This window comes from Micromonospora sp. NPDC048835, from assembly GCF_040649995.1.
Classification (GTDB): domain Bacteria; phylum Actinomycetota; class Actinomycetes; order Mycobacteriales; family Micromonosporaceae; genus Micromonospora.
In genome coordinates this window covers 116364-131236 of sequence record NZ_JBEZGM010000006.1, presented here as the reverse complement: position 1 = coordinate 131236, position 14873 = coordinate 116364, and the positions used below count along the sequence as shown (strand labels likewise).

Genomic DNA, 14873 nt, shown 5'->3' with positions numbered 1-14873 from the left:
GCGGCGGCCAGGTCCAGCGGGCGGGGGTCGGCGGGGCGGCGCGAACCGGCCGCGGTTACCGGTGTACGGGCAGGGTGAGGTGCACGGCCAGTAGACAACGGCCCGGCGGGGGCAGCCAGTCCACGTCCGGTCGGTCCGAAGGTCGTCGTGCCCCATCCTCGCCACACCGGCCGGGAAGGGCCTGGGAGCATCGGGGCGCGGCGAAAGCCGCGCCCCGATTTCATCCCCACCCCACCCCACCCCACCCCCACGACCCCACCCCACCCCACCCACGCCGACCTTGCGGTTTGTGTCGGTGATGTGGGTGGGATTGCCCCTTGTGTCGGCACACCCAGTGCAAGATCGACGAGCGGGGGTGGCGCGGCGCAGCCCGACGCCGCGTCGGGGACCACCAGACGGGTAGCCTTCGCCGGGTGATCGAGGTGAAGCTGCGGTGACGATGCTGGACCGGGATGACACCCACACCCCCACGGTGACCAGCGCGCCGGTCGTCGCGGGTCGGCCCCTGCCGCTGCGGGTCGCCGTCCCCCTTGCGGTGGCCGCCGGGTTGGCGCTGCTGGTGGCGTTCCCCCCGTACGGGGTGTGGCCGCTCGCGCCGGTCGGGGTGGCGTTGCTGGCCGCCGCCGCGCACCGGCGGCGGTTGCGCGCCGGCGCCGGGCTGGGCTTCCTGACCGGGGTGGCGTTCTTCGCCCCGCTGCTGGCCTGGACGAACCTGCACACCGGCTACCTGCCGTGGGTGCTGCTGTCGCTGTTGCAGGCCGGCTACCTGGCGCTGCTCGGCGTGGCCACCGCCTGGGTGTCGCCGCTGGCCGACCGCGTCCGCTGGTCCTGGCCGGTGCTGACCGGGCTGCTGTGGGTGGGGCAGGAGGCGCTGCGCGACCGCACCCCGTTCGGCGGGTTCCCGTGGGGGCGGTTGGCGTTCAGCCAGGACGAGTCCCCGCTGCTGCGCCTGGCCGCGCTCGGCGGCGCACCCCTGGTCACCTTCGCTGTCGCGCTCGCCGGCGGGTTGCTCGTCACCGCCGCCTGGCACGCGTGGGGCATCATGCGCCCCAGCACCCGCACCAACCCCACCGACAACGGCTCGACCACGCGCCCGACCGACACCGGGTCGAGCCCCGCGACCACCGGCCCGGCCGACACCGGCCCGGCCGTCGACGGTGCGGACGCCGCCCCGGCCACCACCGACACCGCGCCCGCGCCCGGGGCGTCGGCGCGGCGCTGGACGCCGGTGGCCGTACCGGCGGCCCTGGCCGTCGCGCTGACCGCCGGGGCGCTGCTCGTGCCGGTGGCCACCGCCGGGTCCGGCGCGGACGTCACCGTGGCGATCGTGCAGGGCAACGTGCCGCGGCTGGGCCTGGACTTCAACGCCCAACGGCAGGCGGTGCTCAACAACCACGTCGACGCCACCATCGAGTTGGCCGCGCAGGTCGCCGGTGGGCAGCGGCGGCAGCCCGACCTGGTGGTGTGGCCGGAGAACTCCAGCGACATCGACCCGCTGCGCAACCCCGCCGCGGGCGCGCGGATCTCCCAGGCCGCCGACGCCATCGGCGCGCCGATCCTGGTCGGCGCGGTGCTGCTCGGCCCCGGGGCGGGGCAGGTGCGCAACGCGGGCATCCTGTGGCTTCCCGGCACCGGCGCGGACCTCGACCAGCTCTACACCAAGCGGCACCCGGTGCCGTTCGCCGAGTACGTGCCGCTGCGCGACGTGGCCCGGATGGTCAGCAAGCAGGTCGACCTCATCCGCAACGACTTCGTGCCGGGCAGTACCCCAGGGGTGGTACGCGCCGGCCCCGCCGTGCTCGGTGACGTGATCTGCTTCGAGGTCGCCTACGACGAGGTGGTCCGCGACACCGTCACCGGCGGCGCGCAACTGCTGGTGGTGCAGACCAACAACGCCACCTTCGACGCGGCGGAGGCCCGCCAGCAGATGGCCATGGTGCGGCTGCGCGCGGTGGAGCACGGCCGTCCGGCGTTGATGGCCTCCACGGTCGGCGTGTCCGGGTTCGTCGCACCCGACGGGCGGGTAAGCGATGCCACCGGGTTCAACACCCGGGAGGTCGTGGTGCGGCAGGTGCGGCTCGACGACGGGCGTACCCTCGCCACCCGCCTGGGCTGGTGGCCCGAGGTGGCGCTCGCCGCGCTGGCCGCGGCGGCCCTGGTCGGCGCGGCGGTGCCACGGCGGCGGCAGCGGGTCAGGACCGGATAGCAACAGCCGGTACGCCGGCGGGAGCGGAGGAACCGTGATCCAGGCGACCGATACGATCCGACGTGCGGACGAGGTGCCCGGGGTGGGTCGGGTGCTGGTGGTGATCCCCACCTACAACGAGGCCGACAACATCGCCGTGATCGTGGGCCGGGTCCGGCGCGCCGCCCCGGCGGTGCAGATCCTCATCGCCGACGACAACAGCCCCGACGGCACCGGGGCGATCGCCGACGCCCTCGCCGACGGTGACGCGCACGTGCAGGTGCTGCACCGCCAGGGCAAGCAGGGCCTGGGCGCGGCGTACCTGGCCGGGTTCGGGTGGGCGCGCGAGCGCGGTTACCACGCGGTCGTGGAGATGGACGCCGACGGTTCGCACGCCCCGGAGGACCTGCCGGCGCTGTTGGACGCCGCCCGTGACGCCGACGTGGTGATCGGCTCCCGGTGGACCCGCGGCTCGCGGGTGCTGAACTGGCCGCTACGGCGGCTGCTGCTCTCGCGTGGCGGCAACCTGTACGCGCGCCTGGCGTTGGGGATGCCGGTGTCGGACGCCACCGGCGGGTACCGGGTGTACCGGCTCAGTGCGTTGGACGCCATCGACCTGGAGTCGGTGACGTCGCAGGGTTACTCGTTCCAGGTGGAGTTGTCGCGGCTGGCGCACCGGGCCGGGGTGCGGATGGTGGAGGTGCCGATCACCTTCGCCGAGCGGGAGCGCGGCGACAGCAAGATGAGCCCAAAGATCGTGGCCGAGGCGCTGTGGCGGATCACCGCCTGGGGTGTGCGCGACAGGCGTCAGGCCGTCCGCCGGGGTCTGTACGGCACCGCCACCGGTCAGGCGCGGTGGCCGTGAGCGTGGCCGTGTCATGCTGGATGAGCGGAACACGTCCGTGGTGTCCGCAGGATGGCGATGAGGTGAGATGCGCCGAGGACTGAGGTTCGTGCCGTTGGCCCTGTTGCTGGCGGTGGTGCTGGAGCTGGCGGTGTTCGTCGGCGTGGGACGGGCGCTGGGGTTCGGTGCGGCGGTGTTGCTGGTGTTCGCCGCGTCGCTGCTGGGGTTGGTGTTGTTGCGCCGTGAGGGGATGCGCGCCTGGCGTGGTTTCCGCGCCGCGGCGGCGGCCGGTCAGCCCCCGGGTGGGCAGGTGACCGACGGGCTCGTCGGGTTGGCCGGCGCGCTGTTGCTGGCGGCGCCGGGCCTGGTCAGCGGGCTGGTCGGGGTGCTGCTGCTGGTGCCGCCGGTGCGTCGACTGGCCCGCGCCGGGGTGCGCCGGGCCACCGAGCGGCGGGTGTCGTCGATGGTCGCCGGTGACCTGTTCGGGCCCCGCACGGTGCGGGTGCGCCAGGGCGCGCCGCAGCCGGCACCGCAGCCGGAGCAGCCGGTGGTGGTCGACGGCGGTCGGGCCATCGAGGGTGAGATCGTCGAGCCCCGGCACTGAGACCAGGCCACCCACAGACACGACGACGCCCCCGGGGAGATCCCCCGGGGGCGTCGGTGTCTCGTGCGGCTCAGGCGCGGCCGCGGCGGGTCCGGACTTCCTGCAGGCGCTCTTCCAGGATGTCCTCCAGCTCGGCGATCGAACGCCGCTCCAGGAGCATGTCCCAGTGGGTGCGCGGGGGCTTGGCCTTCTTCTGCTCCGGCTCGTTGCCGTCGACGAGTCGGGCGACGCTGCCGTCGAACTTGCATTCCCAGGTCGTCGGGACCTCGGCGTCGACGGCGAACGGCACCTCGAACTGGTGGCCCTTGGCGCAGAGGTACTCGCGGGTCTGACGCGGCGCGAGCTCCGTGTTGCGGTCGGATTCGTAGCTCACCGCGCCAAGGCGGCTTCCGCGCAGCATACGCTCGCCCATGATCGACTTCCCCTCGTTCGTGGTGCTGGTCTTCTGGGTGTAACGGTGCGTCCCCGTCGCGCCATTCCCGCCCGAGGGCGTGAGGCGTCCACGGGTGGGCCGCGACCAAGGGTAGCCGGCCGGGACGGTCACCCGGTGAGGTGATCCCCAGGCGGGTCGCGACAACGGGTGTGTCCGCTGCCACCGGGTGGTTAACCGCCCGAGCCTACCGAAGGTTGCGCCGCGACCGTCAGGTGGCATCACCGGGGGTGGCGGCGCCCAGGCGGGCCAGCGCCAGCGCCAGGTCGCTGACCTGGTCACCGAGCTGCGCCACCCGCCGCTGGGCGAGGTCCCGGTCGGTCTCGGCGGCGTCGAGTCGTACCGTCAGGGCGGTGCGCTGCCCCTCGGCGGTCGCCGCGGCCTGCCGGGCGACGGTCAGCTCGGCGCTGAGCGTGTCGCGGTGGGCGGCCAGGGCCGCCAGCTCGGCGCGCAACCGCGCGGTGAGTTCGGCGGCCTCCTGCCGGGCCTCGTCGGCCTGCCGGGCGGCCACCTCGGCGCGGTCGCGGGCCCGGTCGGCCTGCTCGCGCGCGCGGGCGGCGTCGGCTGCCTCGGCGCGGGTGCGTGCCGCGTCGGCCCGGGACTGCTCGATCTGACGGCGGACGTCCTGCACCTCGGCCTGCCACCGCCCGGCCCGCTCGGTCGCCTCGGCGGCGGCCCGGGTGGCCCGTTCCGCCTCGGCGCGCAACGCGTCACGTTCCACGCCCAGGTCGGCCACCCGCTGCCGGGCGGCGTCCCGGTCGGTGCGCAGGTCGCGCACCTCGGCGCGGGCCTGGTCGCGGTCGCGTTCGGCCTGGGCGCGCAGCGCCTCGGCGGCGCTGGCGTCGTGCCGGGCCCGATCGCGGGCGGCCTCGGCGTGCTGGGCCCGCTCGTCGGCGGCGGTGGCCTCGCGCTGTGCCAGTTCGGCGCGCCGGCGGGCGTCGTCGGCCTCGGCGCGGGCGTCGCGGGCCTGCTCGCGGGCGCGCGCCGCGTCGGCCGCCGCGGTCTCGGTGTCGTCGCGGGCCTCGTCACGTTCGGTCTGCGCCGCCGCGACCTCGGCGGCGGCGTCCGCGCGGGCCTGGGCGATCTGCCGCTGCACGCCCACCGGGGACAACTCGGCGTGCAGCGACTCGGTGAGCGTCTCGACGATCTGGTCGAGCCGGTCCACCGCCTCCCAGGTGCGGGCCACCTGCCCGGGCAGGCCGGGGGCGTTGCGGTGCCGCATCCGGCTGTTGCGGGAGGCGCGCTGGCAGGCGCCGTCGTTGTCGCGGCAGTAGCGAAACGGTCGACCCGCGCCGACCCGCTGCGGCACCGGCCGTGCACAGTGGGCGCACGGGCGGGTCTCGGTGTCGGTGTCGGTGGTGGGGGGCTGGGCGTCCATCGAGGCCGAAGTCTAGTGCCGGCCGGTCAGCTCGTCGCCCGGGCCGCCGCGTCCAGGGTGTAGCGACGTTGCAGCAGCAGCGCCACGAGCATCGCCACCGCCGGCAGCAACCCGAAGCCGTAGCGGACCGCGGCGAGCGCGGCGTCCGGTTGCACCGGCGACTCACCGGCCGTCGAGGCCACGAAACCACCCACGGTCAGGCACAGGGAGTACGCGTACGGGCCCAGGGCCGCGCCGGTGGCCTCGGTGGCCGTCCACACCCCGGTGTAGGTGCCGGCCCCGGTGGTGCCGGCGGCGCGGATCACGTCGGGCAGCATCGAGAAGGGCAGCAACTGCATGCCGGCGAACGCCACCCCGAGCACCGCCACCGCGCCGACGAGCACCGGCAGGCCGGCCGGGCGGCCCACCGCCAGCACCAGCGCGCCGAGCGCGAACGCGCCCTGCGCGCCGAGCAGCGCCCGCTGCTTGCCGATCCGGCGGGCCAGCACCAGCCAGGCCGGGGTGACCAGCAGCGCCGGCGCCACGAAAGCGGCCACCAGCACCGTGGTCAGGCCGGGCGCGCGCAGCTCGTACTCGGCGTAGTAGGGGACCCCGGCCAGGACCAGGTGGGTGGTGGTGGACATCGCCAGGTACGCGGCGGCCAGCCACCGGAACTGCCTGTCGCGCAGCGCGGTGCGCAGCGCCCGCCACCCGCCGTGCCCGGGCGCGGCGCTTTGCGCGGCAGACCCGCGTAGCCGGGCGATGCCGGCGACGCCGACGAGCATGGCCAGCAGCATTCCCACGGCGAGGACCACGCCCATGCGCTGGTAGCCGCCGCGCGTCGCGGCGTCTCCGCCGGTGAGCAGCGGAGCCAGCAACCCGGAGACCAGGATGCCCAGGGTCAGCACCACCATCCGGAACGCCATCAACCGGGTGCGTTCGTGGTAGCCGATCCGCAGGTCGGCCGGGGTGGCCAGGTAGGGGACCTGGTAGGCGGCGAAGAGCAGGTTGCCGGCGACGAAGAACACCGCCACCCACGCGGCCGCCGGCGCGCCGGTCAGGCCGCCGGGCACGGCGAAGAGCGCGGCGAACGCGAACGGCAGGGCGCAACCGAGCAGCAGCAGGCGACGCCGGTCGCCGCGACGGGTCTGCTCGACGTCGGCGCGGTGCCCCACCCAGGGGTGCAGCAGCACGTCGGCGACCTTCGGCAGCAGCAGCGCGAGGCCGGCCAGCCACGGCCCGACGGCCAGCACGTCGGTGAGGAAGTAGAGCAGCAGCAGGCCGGGCACGGTCACCCAGACGCCCATGCCGAGCGAGCCGGCGGCGAAGCCCGCCAGCGGGCCCCGGGGCAGCGTCGCGTCGGTGGCGGCCACGGGCCGCCGGTCCAGCCCGGTCATCGCCGCATCCTCTCCGCAATCCAACGGTTGCTGGATTCTAGGGGCAGAATGACGGCCATGACCATGCCCCGCCGCCGCCCGGGTCGGCCCCGCCGTGACGAGACCCGGCCGACCCGTGAGGTGGTCCTCACCGCGGCGACCGCGCTCTTCGCCGAGCGGGGCTTCGACGCCGTCGGGCTGCGGGAGGTCGCCGCCGCGGCCGGCGTCGACGTCGCCACGGTCGCCCACCACACGGGTACGAAGGCGGCCCTGTACGACGCGTGCTTCGCCCGGGTGTTCGCCGCCGAGCGGGAGGTGCTGACCGAGGCCGCCGAGCAGGCCCGTGCCGCTCTCGACGCGGGTCCGGACGCGGCGCGGCGGGCCCTGCACGAGCTGGTGGACGTGTTCGTCGACTTCCTGGAGGACCGCCCCGAGACCACGGCGCTGTGGTTGCGCCGCTGGTTGGAGCCGCACCGGCACGCCGAGTTGGACCAGCGCTACGCCGACCCGCTGTACCGGCTGGTCGCGGAGCTGCTCACCGCCGCCGCGGCGGCCGGCGCCCTGGCCGAGCCGACCCCGCACATCACCGTGCGGAGTCTGGTGTGGGCGACGCACGGGCACGTGGTGGCGCTTGCCGCGGGTGCGCCCGGCGCCCGGGAGCGGCGCGAGTTCCGGGCGTTCGTGCACCGCCTGCTGAACGGGTTGTACGGAGCGCCGACCCCTTGACGGGCCGCCGCCGCGCGACGATTATCCATCGGACGTTGGATTAATGGGGGGCGGCAATGGGCGTACCACCACGGGTGGCGGTGATCGGCGCCGGTGCCGCCGGGCTCGCCACGGTCAAGGCACTGCGCGACGCCGACGTGCCGACGGTCGGCTTCGAGGCCGCCGAGCAGGTCGGCGGCCTGTGGGTGTTCGGGGCGCCCGACTCGCCCGCGTACCGGACGCTGCACCTCAACACCAGCCGTGGTCGCACCCAGTTCGCCGACCACCCGATGCCCACCGACTGGCCCGACTACCCCGACCACCGCCGGGTCGCCGGCTACCTCGCCGACTACGCCACCCGGTTCGGGCTGGGCGACTCCATCCGGCTGCGGCACACCGTCGAGCGGGTCACCCAGAATCCCGCCGGCACCTGGACGGTGGCCGCCACCGGCCCGGCCGGCCCGGTCGAGGTGACCGTCGACGCCGTGGTCGTCGCCAACGGGCACAACCGGGTACCCCGGTTGCCCCAACCCGGGTACCCCGGCACCTGCACCGCCGAGCAGATCCACAGCCACGACTACCGGGGCCCGGAGCAGTTGGCCGGCCGGCGGGTCCTGGTCGTCGGCGGCGGCAACTCCGCGATGGACATCGCCGTGGACGCGTCGTACGTCGCCACCCGCACCCTGCTGTCGCTGCGTCGGGGCGTGTGGGTGGTGCCGAAGTACCTGTTGGGTCGCCCCTCGGACACCCTCAACGGGGCGTTGGCCCGGCGGCTGCCGTGGCGGCTGCGTCAACGGGTCAGCCAGACGGTGCTGAGCACCACCGTCGGCAACCCCACCCGCTACGGGCTGCCCGCACCGACGCACGGCTTCCTACAGGACCACCCGACGCTCTCCGACGCGTTGCTGTCGCGGCTGACCCACGGTGACGTCGAGGCCCGCCCCGGCGTCGCCGCCCTCGACGGCGACCGGGTGGAGTTCACCGACGGGCGCAGCGACAGCGTCGACCTGATCATCTGGTGCACCGGCTACCGGGTGGACGTCCCGTTCCTCGACCCGGCGCTGCTCGCCGGTGGCGCCGACACCGTGGCGCTGTACCGGCACGTGTTCCACCCCGACGCCCCCGGGCTGAGCTTCGTCGGGTTGATGCAGTCCACCGGCTCCGCGTTCCCGCTGGTCGAGGCGCAGGCCAAGCTGATCGCGGCGCACCTTGCCGGCCGGTACGCGCTGCCGGACCCGGAGCGGCAGCGCGCCGTCTGCCGGGCCGAGCTGCGGGCCGCGACCGCCCGCTGGGGTCAGCGCCGCCCGGCGATGCGGGTGGACTTCGACGTCTACCTGGCCGAGCTGGCCCGGGAGTTGACCGCCGGGACCCGCCGCGCCCGCTCCGGCGCGGCGGCCTCGGTGCGGGCACCCCGGTGAGTCGTCGGTCGCTTGCCGGTCGGCGGGTGCTGGTCACCGGGGCGGCCGGGACGTTCGGCCGCCACCTCGGCGCGGCGCTGAGCGCGGCCGGCGCCCGGGTGGTGGGGCTCGACCTGCACGCCCGCCCCGACGACGACGTGCCGGTGCTCGGCTGCGACCTGACCGACCCGGACGCCGTACCGGCGGCGGTGCGGGCCGCCACCGACCGCCTCGGCGGGCTCGACCTGCTCGTCAACAACGCCGGGGTCGGTGGCCCCGCGCCGGCCGAGTTGCCGCCCGACGAGGTGGTCCGCCGGCAACTGGAGGTCAACCTGCTCGCCGCCTGGCGCACCACCGCCGCGGCGCTGCCCCCGCTGCTCGCCGCACGCGGGCGGGTGATCTTCGTGGCCAGCCGGATGGCGGTGCTGCCGCTGCCGCTCGCCGCCGCGTACGGGGTGAGCAAGCGGGCCCTGGTCGCCTACGCCGACGCGCTGCGCCACGAGGTGGGCACCCACGTCGGGGTGAGCGTCGTCTACCCGAGCATGGTCGACTCACCGATCCACGACAGCACCACCGAGGCCGGGTTGTCCCTGCGGGGGGTGTCCCGCCCCGAGCCCGTCGAAGGGGTCGTCGCGGCGATCCTGCGCGCCGCCGCCGCCCGGCGCGCGCCCCGTGACGTGGCGACCACCGCACGCGGGCGGCTGGAGATGGCCGTCGGCCGACACGCACCGGCACTTGCCGACCGGCTGGTACGCCGTACCCTCGCCGCCCGGCTCGCCGCCGGTGACCTGGACGCCGCGCCGCTGGCCGCCGGGATGCTCGGCCGCCACCGGGGGCGCTGACCGCCAGGTCAGGGTGTGGCGACGGCCGCGCGCGAGCGGTCCGCGGCGATGCGGACGGCCAGCGCCGCGAGGGCCGTGCCGGTCACCCACCGCTGCACCCGCAGCCACACCGGCCGGCGGGCGAAGAACCCGGCGAGGGCGCCGGCGCTGAGTACGATCAGCGCGTTCACGCTCAACGCCACGGCGATCTGGGTCAGACCGAGCAGCAGGCTCTGCGTGGCCAGGTGCCCCCGGGTCGGGTCGATGAACTGCGGTAGCAGCGACACGTACAGGATCGCGATCTTCGGGTTGAGCAGGTTGGTGATCAGGCCCATGGTGAACAGTCGCCGGGGCGGGTCCGGTGGCAGCGGCTCGGGCCGGAACGGCGAGTGCCCACCGGGGCGCAGCGTCCGCCAGGCCAGCCAGAGCAGGTAGCCGGCCCCGGCGAGCTTCACCACCGCGTACAGCGTCGGCACCAGCACGAAGACGGTGGCCAGGCCGGCGACCGCCGCCGCCAGGTAGACGCCGAAGCCGGCGGCCACCCCGAGCAGCGACACGAGCCCGGCTCGGCGGCCCTGGGCCACCGAGCGGGAGACCAGGTAGACCATGTTCGGGCCGGGCGTGAGCACCAGCCCCAACGCCACCAGCGCGATACCCAGCAGCGCGCCCGTACTCACCATGGTGATCCCCCGTCCGATAGTCCCCACCCGGACCGTAATCGGGATGAACGCCCCAGCCCAGAGCCACCTGAGGGGCCGTGGCCTGCGATCCGGGGTGATCCGTTCACGTTCGGTTGCCCCCGCGCGGCGGCGGGAATGCTCCCCGTCGCGGGCGCGCTGACCCCTGACGAGTGCGTGTCGCCGGCCGGAGGCGGCGCGTTACGGTGGCCAGGGAGGTGCCGCACGGTGACCGAGGCGTGGGAAGCGTCAGTGGAGGCGAAGATCCAGGACGCCGTGCAGCGCGGCGAGTTCGACGACCTGCCCGGCATGGGCAAGCCGATCCCCGGGCGCGGCGCGCCGTACGACGAGGCGTGGTGGATCAAGAGTTTCCTGGAGCGCGAGGCGCTGCCCAGCGACCTGCTGCTGCCCACCTCGCTGCAACTGCGCCGACGCGTCGAACAGGTCCCCGACGAGGTTCGTGACCTGCCCACCGAGCAGGCCGTCCGCGACTTCGTGGGGCAGCTCAACAGGCAGATCGTGGCGTGGCTGCGGTTCCCCGACGACGGGCCCCGGGTCGCGGTGCGCCCGGTGAACACCGAGGACGTGGTCCGCCGCTGGCGTGCCGAGCACACGCCGCCCCGCTTCCCGACGCCCACCACCGACCGGGCCGCTGCCGTCGCCGCGCCGCGGCGACCCCGCCGCACCTGGTGGCGGCCGTGGCGGCGCCTGCCGCGCTGACCCGCCTGGCCCGCCGCGCCCGTCGCCGGCAGACTGAGCGGATGTTGATCGAGCTGCGGGTGCCGGGCACCTCCGCGACGACTCCGGACCTCGCGCTGCGCCCCTGGCACGAGGACGACCTGGACGCCCTGCTGGACGCGTACCGGGACCCGGTGCTGCGTCGGTGGACCCAACGGCCGTTGACCAACCCCACCGAGTGCCGGCAGTGGCTGGCCCGCACCCGGCAGGACTGGGCCGACGGCAGCCGGTACGCCTTCGCCGTGCTCGAAGACCAGGCCGACGGCCCACGGCTGGTGGCCAACGTGGTGCTCAAGGGGATCACGCCGCAACGCCCGACACCCGAGGTGGGGTACTGGACGGCGTCCTGGGCGCGCGGTCGGGGCGTCGCCCCGCGCGCGGTCACCGCGCTGAGTCGCTGGGCGTTCGACAGGTTCCCCGAGGTGGCGCGTCTGGACCTGCTGCACCAGGTGGACAACGTCGCGTCCTGCCGGGTGGCGCAGAAGTGCGGCTTCGTGTTCCAGGAGGTCCTGCCGGCCCGGCCGCCCTTCCCGCTCGACGGTCACCGGCACACGCTCGACGCCGGTTAGCGCGGTCGACACCCGCCCCACCGGCCATCCGGCCCCTCCGTGAACGGATCCGAGCACGGCGGCGCGGGTCAGTCGACTGCGGCGGCTGCCACGCGACACCGAGACCGAGGGTTACGTCGTGGGTGTGCAGCAGGGTCTCGGCCACCCCCATGGCGGCGAAGCCGGCCGGGTCGCACGGGCCGAAGTGCCAGGCCCGCACGTCCGGCGGGGCACCGTCGACGGCGGCGGCGAGCAGACCCGCGCAGGCCCGCACCACGGTGAGCACCTGCGCCGGGCTCGCGTCGGAGCAGACCCGCAGGTCGTACGGCAGGTAGCCGTCATCCGGGCGGCCGGTGACCTGGCCCGCGTACGCGAGCAGATCGTGCGCGACGTGCGCCGCGGTCGTCCAGCAGCTCCACGTCAGCGAGCCGGCCGGCACCGACCAGTCGCGTTCCCGGTGCGGCGCCAGCACCCGGGTCATCTCCTCGGCCGCCTCCCGCAGGTCGGCACCGGTCACCACGGGCATTCGCCGGCCCGCCGCAACGCACCGGAGGTCGAAGTCCCGTCACACGGGGAGAGAGTCCTGGCATGCAAGAATTCATCCTCGCATGTGGAGGGAGGCGCGGTGTTGCCCAACCTGGTGGTGGACACCACCGTGCTGCCTGCGCAGGACCGGTTCGCGTTCTGGTACGCCCTGGTCGCCGAGGAGACGGCGCCGGCGCACATCAGCAGCGGCCAGCTGGACAACTTCGTCGCGTACGCGCAGGCCATCGATCTGGGCCGGATCCGGATGACCTCACTGCGCTACCCGTCACTGGACTCGATCCGGCCCGCGAAACTGGTCCGCCGCGCCGAGGGCGAGGTGTACCAGCTCGCGCTGCCGCTGACCGGTCGCAGCACCCTGATCCAGGAGCGCACCGAGTCCACGCTCGAGGCCGCCAGGCACTTCACCCTGCTGGACACCGCGCGGCCACACGTCGCCCGGCACCGCGCGGACGGCCCCGGCCCGGCCACCACGATCACCGTGCAGATACCCCGTTCGGCGCTGCCCCTGCCGGCGGACCGGCTCCGCCGGCTGCTGGCCACGCCGCTGCCGGCGCACCTCGGCGTCGGCGCTCTGCTGGTCCACCACCTGCGCAGCATCGCCGCGCACCCGGAGCAGTACGAGCCGGCCCAGGCCGAGGTCCTGGGCGGGGTCGCCCTGGACCTGCTGGCTGCCGCGCTCGCCCAGCACCTCGACATCGAGGACGCCCTGTCACCGGAGGCCCGGCAGACCACGATGCGGGCCCGCGTCGTGGATTTCATCGACCGCCACCTCGACAGTGACGACCTGAGCCCTCGCAGTGTCGCCGCGGCCCACCACATGTCACTGCGATCGCTGCACCGCCTGTTCGAGGCGGAGACGACGACCGTTGCCGAGCTGATCCGCGCCAAGCGTCTGGAGCAGTGCCGGCGTGACCTCGTGAACCCGCTGCTGCGCCAACCGGTCCATGTCGTCGCCGCCCGGTGGGGGTTTGCGGACCGGGCCCACTTCAGCCGCCTCTTCCGTGCCCGCTACGGGTGTTCGCCGCAGGAGTACCGGACGGACGTCGCCCACCAGCGACACTGACCCGCGCCGACACCTACCGCCGGTGGTCGGTCGGGTCGTCGGCGACGAAGTCACGGACGGCAACGCGGATGCTCTCGCCGTACGGGTCGTCGGGCAGCCGCACCAGGTGCTCCCGGGCGCGGGCGAGGTGGTCCCGGGCCGGGCCGACGTTGCCCAGGCGCCGGTGGCAGTCGGCGAGGTTGAGGTGCAGCGACGGCAGGAACGCCTGGACCTGGAGTGCGGGCAGGTATCGCTGGGCGCGTTCGTCGGTCAGCTCGGACGCGGCGGCCAGGGCACGCTCGTCCCAGTCCAGCTCCGCCTCGGTGGTGTCCTGCAGGTCGGCGAGGTGGTGCGCCAGGGTGCAGCGGTGCAGGGCGTCCCCGGTGGGGCCGAGGTCGTCCCAGAGCAGGGTGAGCAGCTCGCGGGCGCGGCCGGGCGCGCCACTCTGGCCGAGCTGTACGGCCTCGATGATGCGGGTCATGGTCGGGTCGCCGGTCGGTTGGTCGGTCATGTCGCCGATGCTCGGGCCTCAACCCGCTCGAGGGTCAAACCCGGCTGCGGCGTTCGAAAATTTCTGATGGCTGTTAAATTCTTGCACTCCACTGTCGACTTTTCGTAGGCTGCCGGGGTGAACACACATCCCCTGGTCGAGGCGACAGACCTCACCAAGGTCTATCCGCCGCGTGGGTCCACAGCGGAGTTCCGCGCGGTCGACGGCATCACCTTCGCCCTCGAACGGGGGGAGTCCTTCGGGCTCCTCGGCCCCAACGGCGCCGGCAAGTCCACCACCATGCGGATGATCGCCGCGACGTCACCGATCAGCGGTGGCAGTCTGCGTGTGCTCGGCATGGACCCGATGCGACAGGGGCCGGAGATCCGCGCCCGGCTGGGTGTCGTCAGCCAGGACGACTACCTGGACAACGAGCTCACCGTGCGGGAGAACCTGCACATCTACGGGCGGTACTTCGGCCTGCCGCGGGCCGTCATCCGGGAGCGCGCGACCCGCCTGCTCGACTTCGCCCAACTGCGGGAGAAAGCCGGCGACCAGGTCGAGACGCTCTCCGGTGGCATGCGTCGACGGCTGACCATCGCCCGCTCGCTGATCAACGAACCGGACATCCTGCTGCTCGACGAGCCGACCACCGGCCTCGACCCGCAGGCCCGACACATCCTGTGGGACCGGCTCTTCCAGCTCAAACAGCAGGGCGTCACGCTCATCCTCACCACGCACTACATGGACGAGGCCGAGCAACTCTGCGACCGGCTCGTCGTGGTCGACCACGGCCGCATCGTCGCGCAGGGCTCACCACAGGACCTCATCTCCAGGTACGCCACCCGCGAGGTTCTCGAACTCCGCTTCCGCCTCGACGAACGGGACACCGCAGCGGAGAAGCTCCGCACCTCGGCACTGGCCACCGGCGGCACCGACGCCGAGGGCCGCGTGGAGTTGCTCCCGGACCGGGTGCTCGTCTACACCGCCGACGGCGAGGCCGCCCTCGCCACGGTGCACGCCATGTCACTCACCCCGCTCACCGCACTGGTCCGCCGATCCACGTTGGAGGACGTGTTCCTCAAGCTCACCGGCCGATCGCTCATCGAGTAG

General features: G+C 74.4%; 15 protein-coding genes and 1 pseudogene. 10 read left to right on the top strand and 6 right to left on the bottom strand.

The genetic code is table 11. The features are described from left to right. Nucleotides 1–439: 439 nt before the first annotated feature. The 3 genes from lnt (at nucleotide 440) to AB0C15_RS09895 (ending at nucleotide 3633) form a co-directional block, all read left to right on the top strand. On the top strand, nucleotides 440–2206 hold the full coding sequence (gene lnt / locus AB0C15_RS09905) for an apolipoprotein N-acyltransferase (RefSeq protein WP_357350846.1): 1767 nt from the start codon (nucleotides 440–442) through the stop codon (nucleotides 2204–2206). Nucleotides 2207–2240: 34 nt separating this feature from the next. After that, on the top strand, nucleotides 2241–3050 hold the full coding sequence (locus AB0C15_RS09900; protein WP_357350579.1) for a polyprenol monophosphomannose synthase: 810 nt from the start codon (nucleotides 2241–2243) through the stop codon (nucleotides 3048–3050). 67 nt (nucleotides 3051–3117) lie between these two features. Next, complete coding sequence (locus AB0C15_RS09895; RefSeq protein ID WP_357350578.1) at nucleotides 3118–3633, top strand: FxsA family protein; 516 nt, start codon at nucleotides 3118–3120, stop codon at nucleotides 3631–3633. A gap of 70 nt (nucleotides 3634–3703) precedes the next feature. Here the strand turns inward: AB0C15_RS09895 and AB0C15_RS09890 are convergent, their stop codons facing one another. The 3 genes from AB0C15_RS09890 to AB0C15_RS09880 form a co-directional block, all read right to left on the bottom strand. Next, a complete protein-coding gene (locus tag AB0C15_RS09890) occupies nucleotides 3704–4045 on the bottom strand; it encodes an RNA polymerase-binding protein RbpA (RefSeq protein ID WP_091398247.1) in 342 nt (113 codons plus the stop codon). Between the two features lie 229 nt (nucleotides 4046–4274). Beyond that, nucleotides 4275–5441, bottom strand: coding sequence for a hypothetical protein (locus AB0C15_RS09885; RefSeq protein ID WP_357350576.1), 1167 nt, complete (start codon nucleotides 5439–5441; stop codon nucleotides 4275–4277). Nucleotides 5442–5467: 26 nt separating this feature from the next. After that, a complete protein-coding gene (locus AB0C15_RS09880) occupies nucleotides 5468–6817 on the bottom strand; it encodes an MFS transporter (RefSeq protein WP_357350574.1) in 1350 nt (449 codons plus the stop codon). Between the two features lie 63 nt (nucleotides 6818–6880). Between AB0C15_RS09880 and AB0C15_RS09875 the strand changes: the two genes are divergently transcribed. The 3 genes from AB0C15_RS09875 to AB0C15_RS09865 are packed head-to-tail and all read left to right on the top strand — an operon-like array spanning nucleotide 6881 to nucleotide 9740. After that, on the top strand, nucleotides 6881–7522 hold the full coding sequence (locus tag AB0C15_RS09875) for a TetR/AcrR family transcriptional regulator (protein WP_357350844.1): 642 nt from the start codon (nucleotides 6881–6883) through the stop codon (nucleotides 7520–7522). A 56-nt stretch (nucleotides 7523–7578) separates the two neighbouring features. Beyond that, nucleotides 7579–8919, top strand: coding sequence for an NAD(P)-binding domain-containing protein (locus AB0C15_RS09870; protein ID WP_357350572.1), 1341 nt, complete (start codon nucleotides 7579–7581; stop codon nucleotides 8917–8919). After that, nucleotides 8916–9740 (top strand): SDR family oxidoreductase, encoded by an 825-nt coding sequence (locus tag AB0C15_RS09865; protein WP_357350570.1) that lies wholly within the window; start codon nucleotides 8916–8918, stop codon nucleotides 9738–9740. The genes AB0C15_RS09870 and AB0C15_RS09865 overlap by 4 nt, the downstream gene beginning before the upstream one ends. A gap of 8 nt (nucleotides 9741–9748) precedes the next feature. On the opposite strand, the gene AB0C15_RS09860 is transcribed toward AB0C15_RS09865, so the two are convergent. Further along, on the bottom strand, nucleotides 9749–10399 hold the full coding sequence (locus AB0C15_RS09860; RefSeq protein WP_357350568.1) for a LysE family translocator: 651 nt from the start codon (nucleotides 10397–10399) through the stop codon (nucleotides 9749–9751). Nucleotides 10400–10624: 225 nt separating this feature from the next. Here AB0C15_RS09860 and AB0C15_RS09855 point away from each other — a divergent pair, with 225 nt between their 5' ends. Both AB0C15_RS09855 and AB0C15_RS09850 read left to right on the top strand, forming a co-directional pair. Then, nucleotides 10625–11116, top strand: a complete 492-nt coding sequence (locus tag AB0C15_RS09855; RefSeq protein WP_357350567.1) for a DUF1992 domain-containing protein — start codon at nucleotides 10625–10627, stop codon at nucleotides 11114–11116. Beyond that, a complete protein-coding gene (locus AB0C15_RS09850; RefSeq protein ID WP_357350565.1) occupies nucleotides 11095–11703 on the top strand; it encodes a GNAT family N-acetyltransferase in 609 nt (202 codons plus the stop codon). The genes AB0C15_RS09855 and AB0C15_RS09850 overlap by 22 nt, the downstream gene beginning before the upstream one ends. Before the next feature lie 172 nt (nucleotides 11704–11875). Here AB0C15_RS09850 and AB0C15_RS09845 read toward each other — a convergent pair. Next, nucleotides 11876–12163: pseudogene (locus AB0C15_RS09845) on the bottom strand (hypothetical protein); the annotation flags it as partial. A 144-nt stretch (nucleotides 12164–12307) separates the two neighbouring features. On the opposite strand from AB0C15_RS09845, the gene AB0C15_RS09840 reads away from it, so the two are divergent. Continuing rightward, entirely contained in the window at nucleotides 12308–13291 is a 984-nt protein-coding gene (locus tag AB0C15_RS09840) for a helix-turn-helix domain-containing protein (protein ID WP_357350563.1), read from the top strand. A gap of 13 nt (nucleotides 13292–13304) precedes the next feature. On the opposite strand, the gene AB0C15_RS09835 is transcribed toward AB0C15_RS09840, so the two are convergent. Continuing rightward, nucleotides 13305–13781 carry a hypothetical protein gene (locus AB0C15_RS09835; RefSeq protein ID WP_357350561.1) on the bottom strand — a complete coding sequence of 159 codons (477 nt, stop codon included), beginning with the start codon at nucleotides 13779–13781 and terminating at the stop codon, nucleotides 13305–13307. Nucleotides 13782–13913: 132 nt separating this feature from the next. On the opposite strand from AB0C15_RS09835, the gene AB0C15_RS09830 reads away from it, so the two are divergent. Further along, complete coding sequence (locus tag AB0C15_RS09830) at nucleotides 13914–14873, top strand: ABC transporter ATP-binding protein (RefSeq protein ID WP_357350842.1); 960 nt, start codon at nucleotides 13914–13916, stop codon at nucleotides 14871–14873.

What these genes read in the sequence shown, in the direction of transcription:
- AB0C15_RS09835 (WP_357350561.1), bottom strand. Translation starts at nt 13,781, where the DNA reads ATGACCGACCAACCGACCGGCGACCCGACCATGACCCGCATCATCGAG.
- AB0C15_RS09885 (WP_357350576.1), bottom strand. Translation starts at nt 5,441, where the DNA reads ATGGACGCCCAGCCCCCCACCACCGACACCGACACCGAGACCCGCCCG.
- AB0C15_RS09880 (WP_357350574.1), bottom strand. Translation starts at nt 6,817, where the DNA reads ATGACCGGGCTGGACCGGCGGCCCGTGGCCGCCACCGACGCGACGCTG.
- AB0C15_RS09870 (WP_357350572.1), top strand. Translation starts at nt 7,579, where the DNA reads ATGGGCGTACCACCACGGGTGGCGGTGATCGGCGCCGGTGCCGCCGGG.
- AB0C15_RS09895 (WP_357350578.1), top strand. Translation starts at nt 3,118, where the DNA reads ATGCGCCGAGGACTGAGGTTCGTGCCGTTGGCCCTGTTGCTGGCGGTG.
- lnt (WP_357350846.1), top strand. Translation starts at nt 440, where the DNA reads ATGCTGGACCGGGATGACACCCACACCCCCACGGTGACCAGCGCGCCG.
- AB0C15_RS09875 (WP_357350844.1), top strand. Translation starts at nt 6,881, where the DNA reads ATGCCCCGCCGCCGCCCGGGTCGGCCCCGCCGTGACGAGACCCGGCCG.
- AB0C15_RS09860 (WP_357350568.1), bottom strand. Translation starts at nt 10,399, where the DNA reads ATGGTGAGTACGGGCGCGCTGCTGGGTATCGCGCTGGTGGCGTTGGGG.
- AB0C15_RS09890 (WP_091398247.1), bottom strand. Translation starts at nt 4,045, where the DNA reads ATGGGCGAGCGTATGCTGCGCGGAAGCCGCCTTGGCGCGGTGAGCTAC.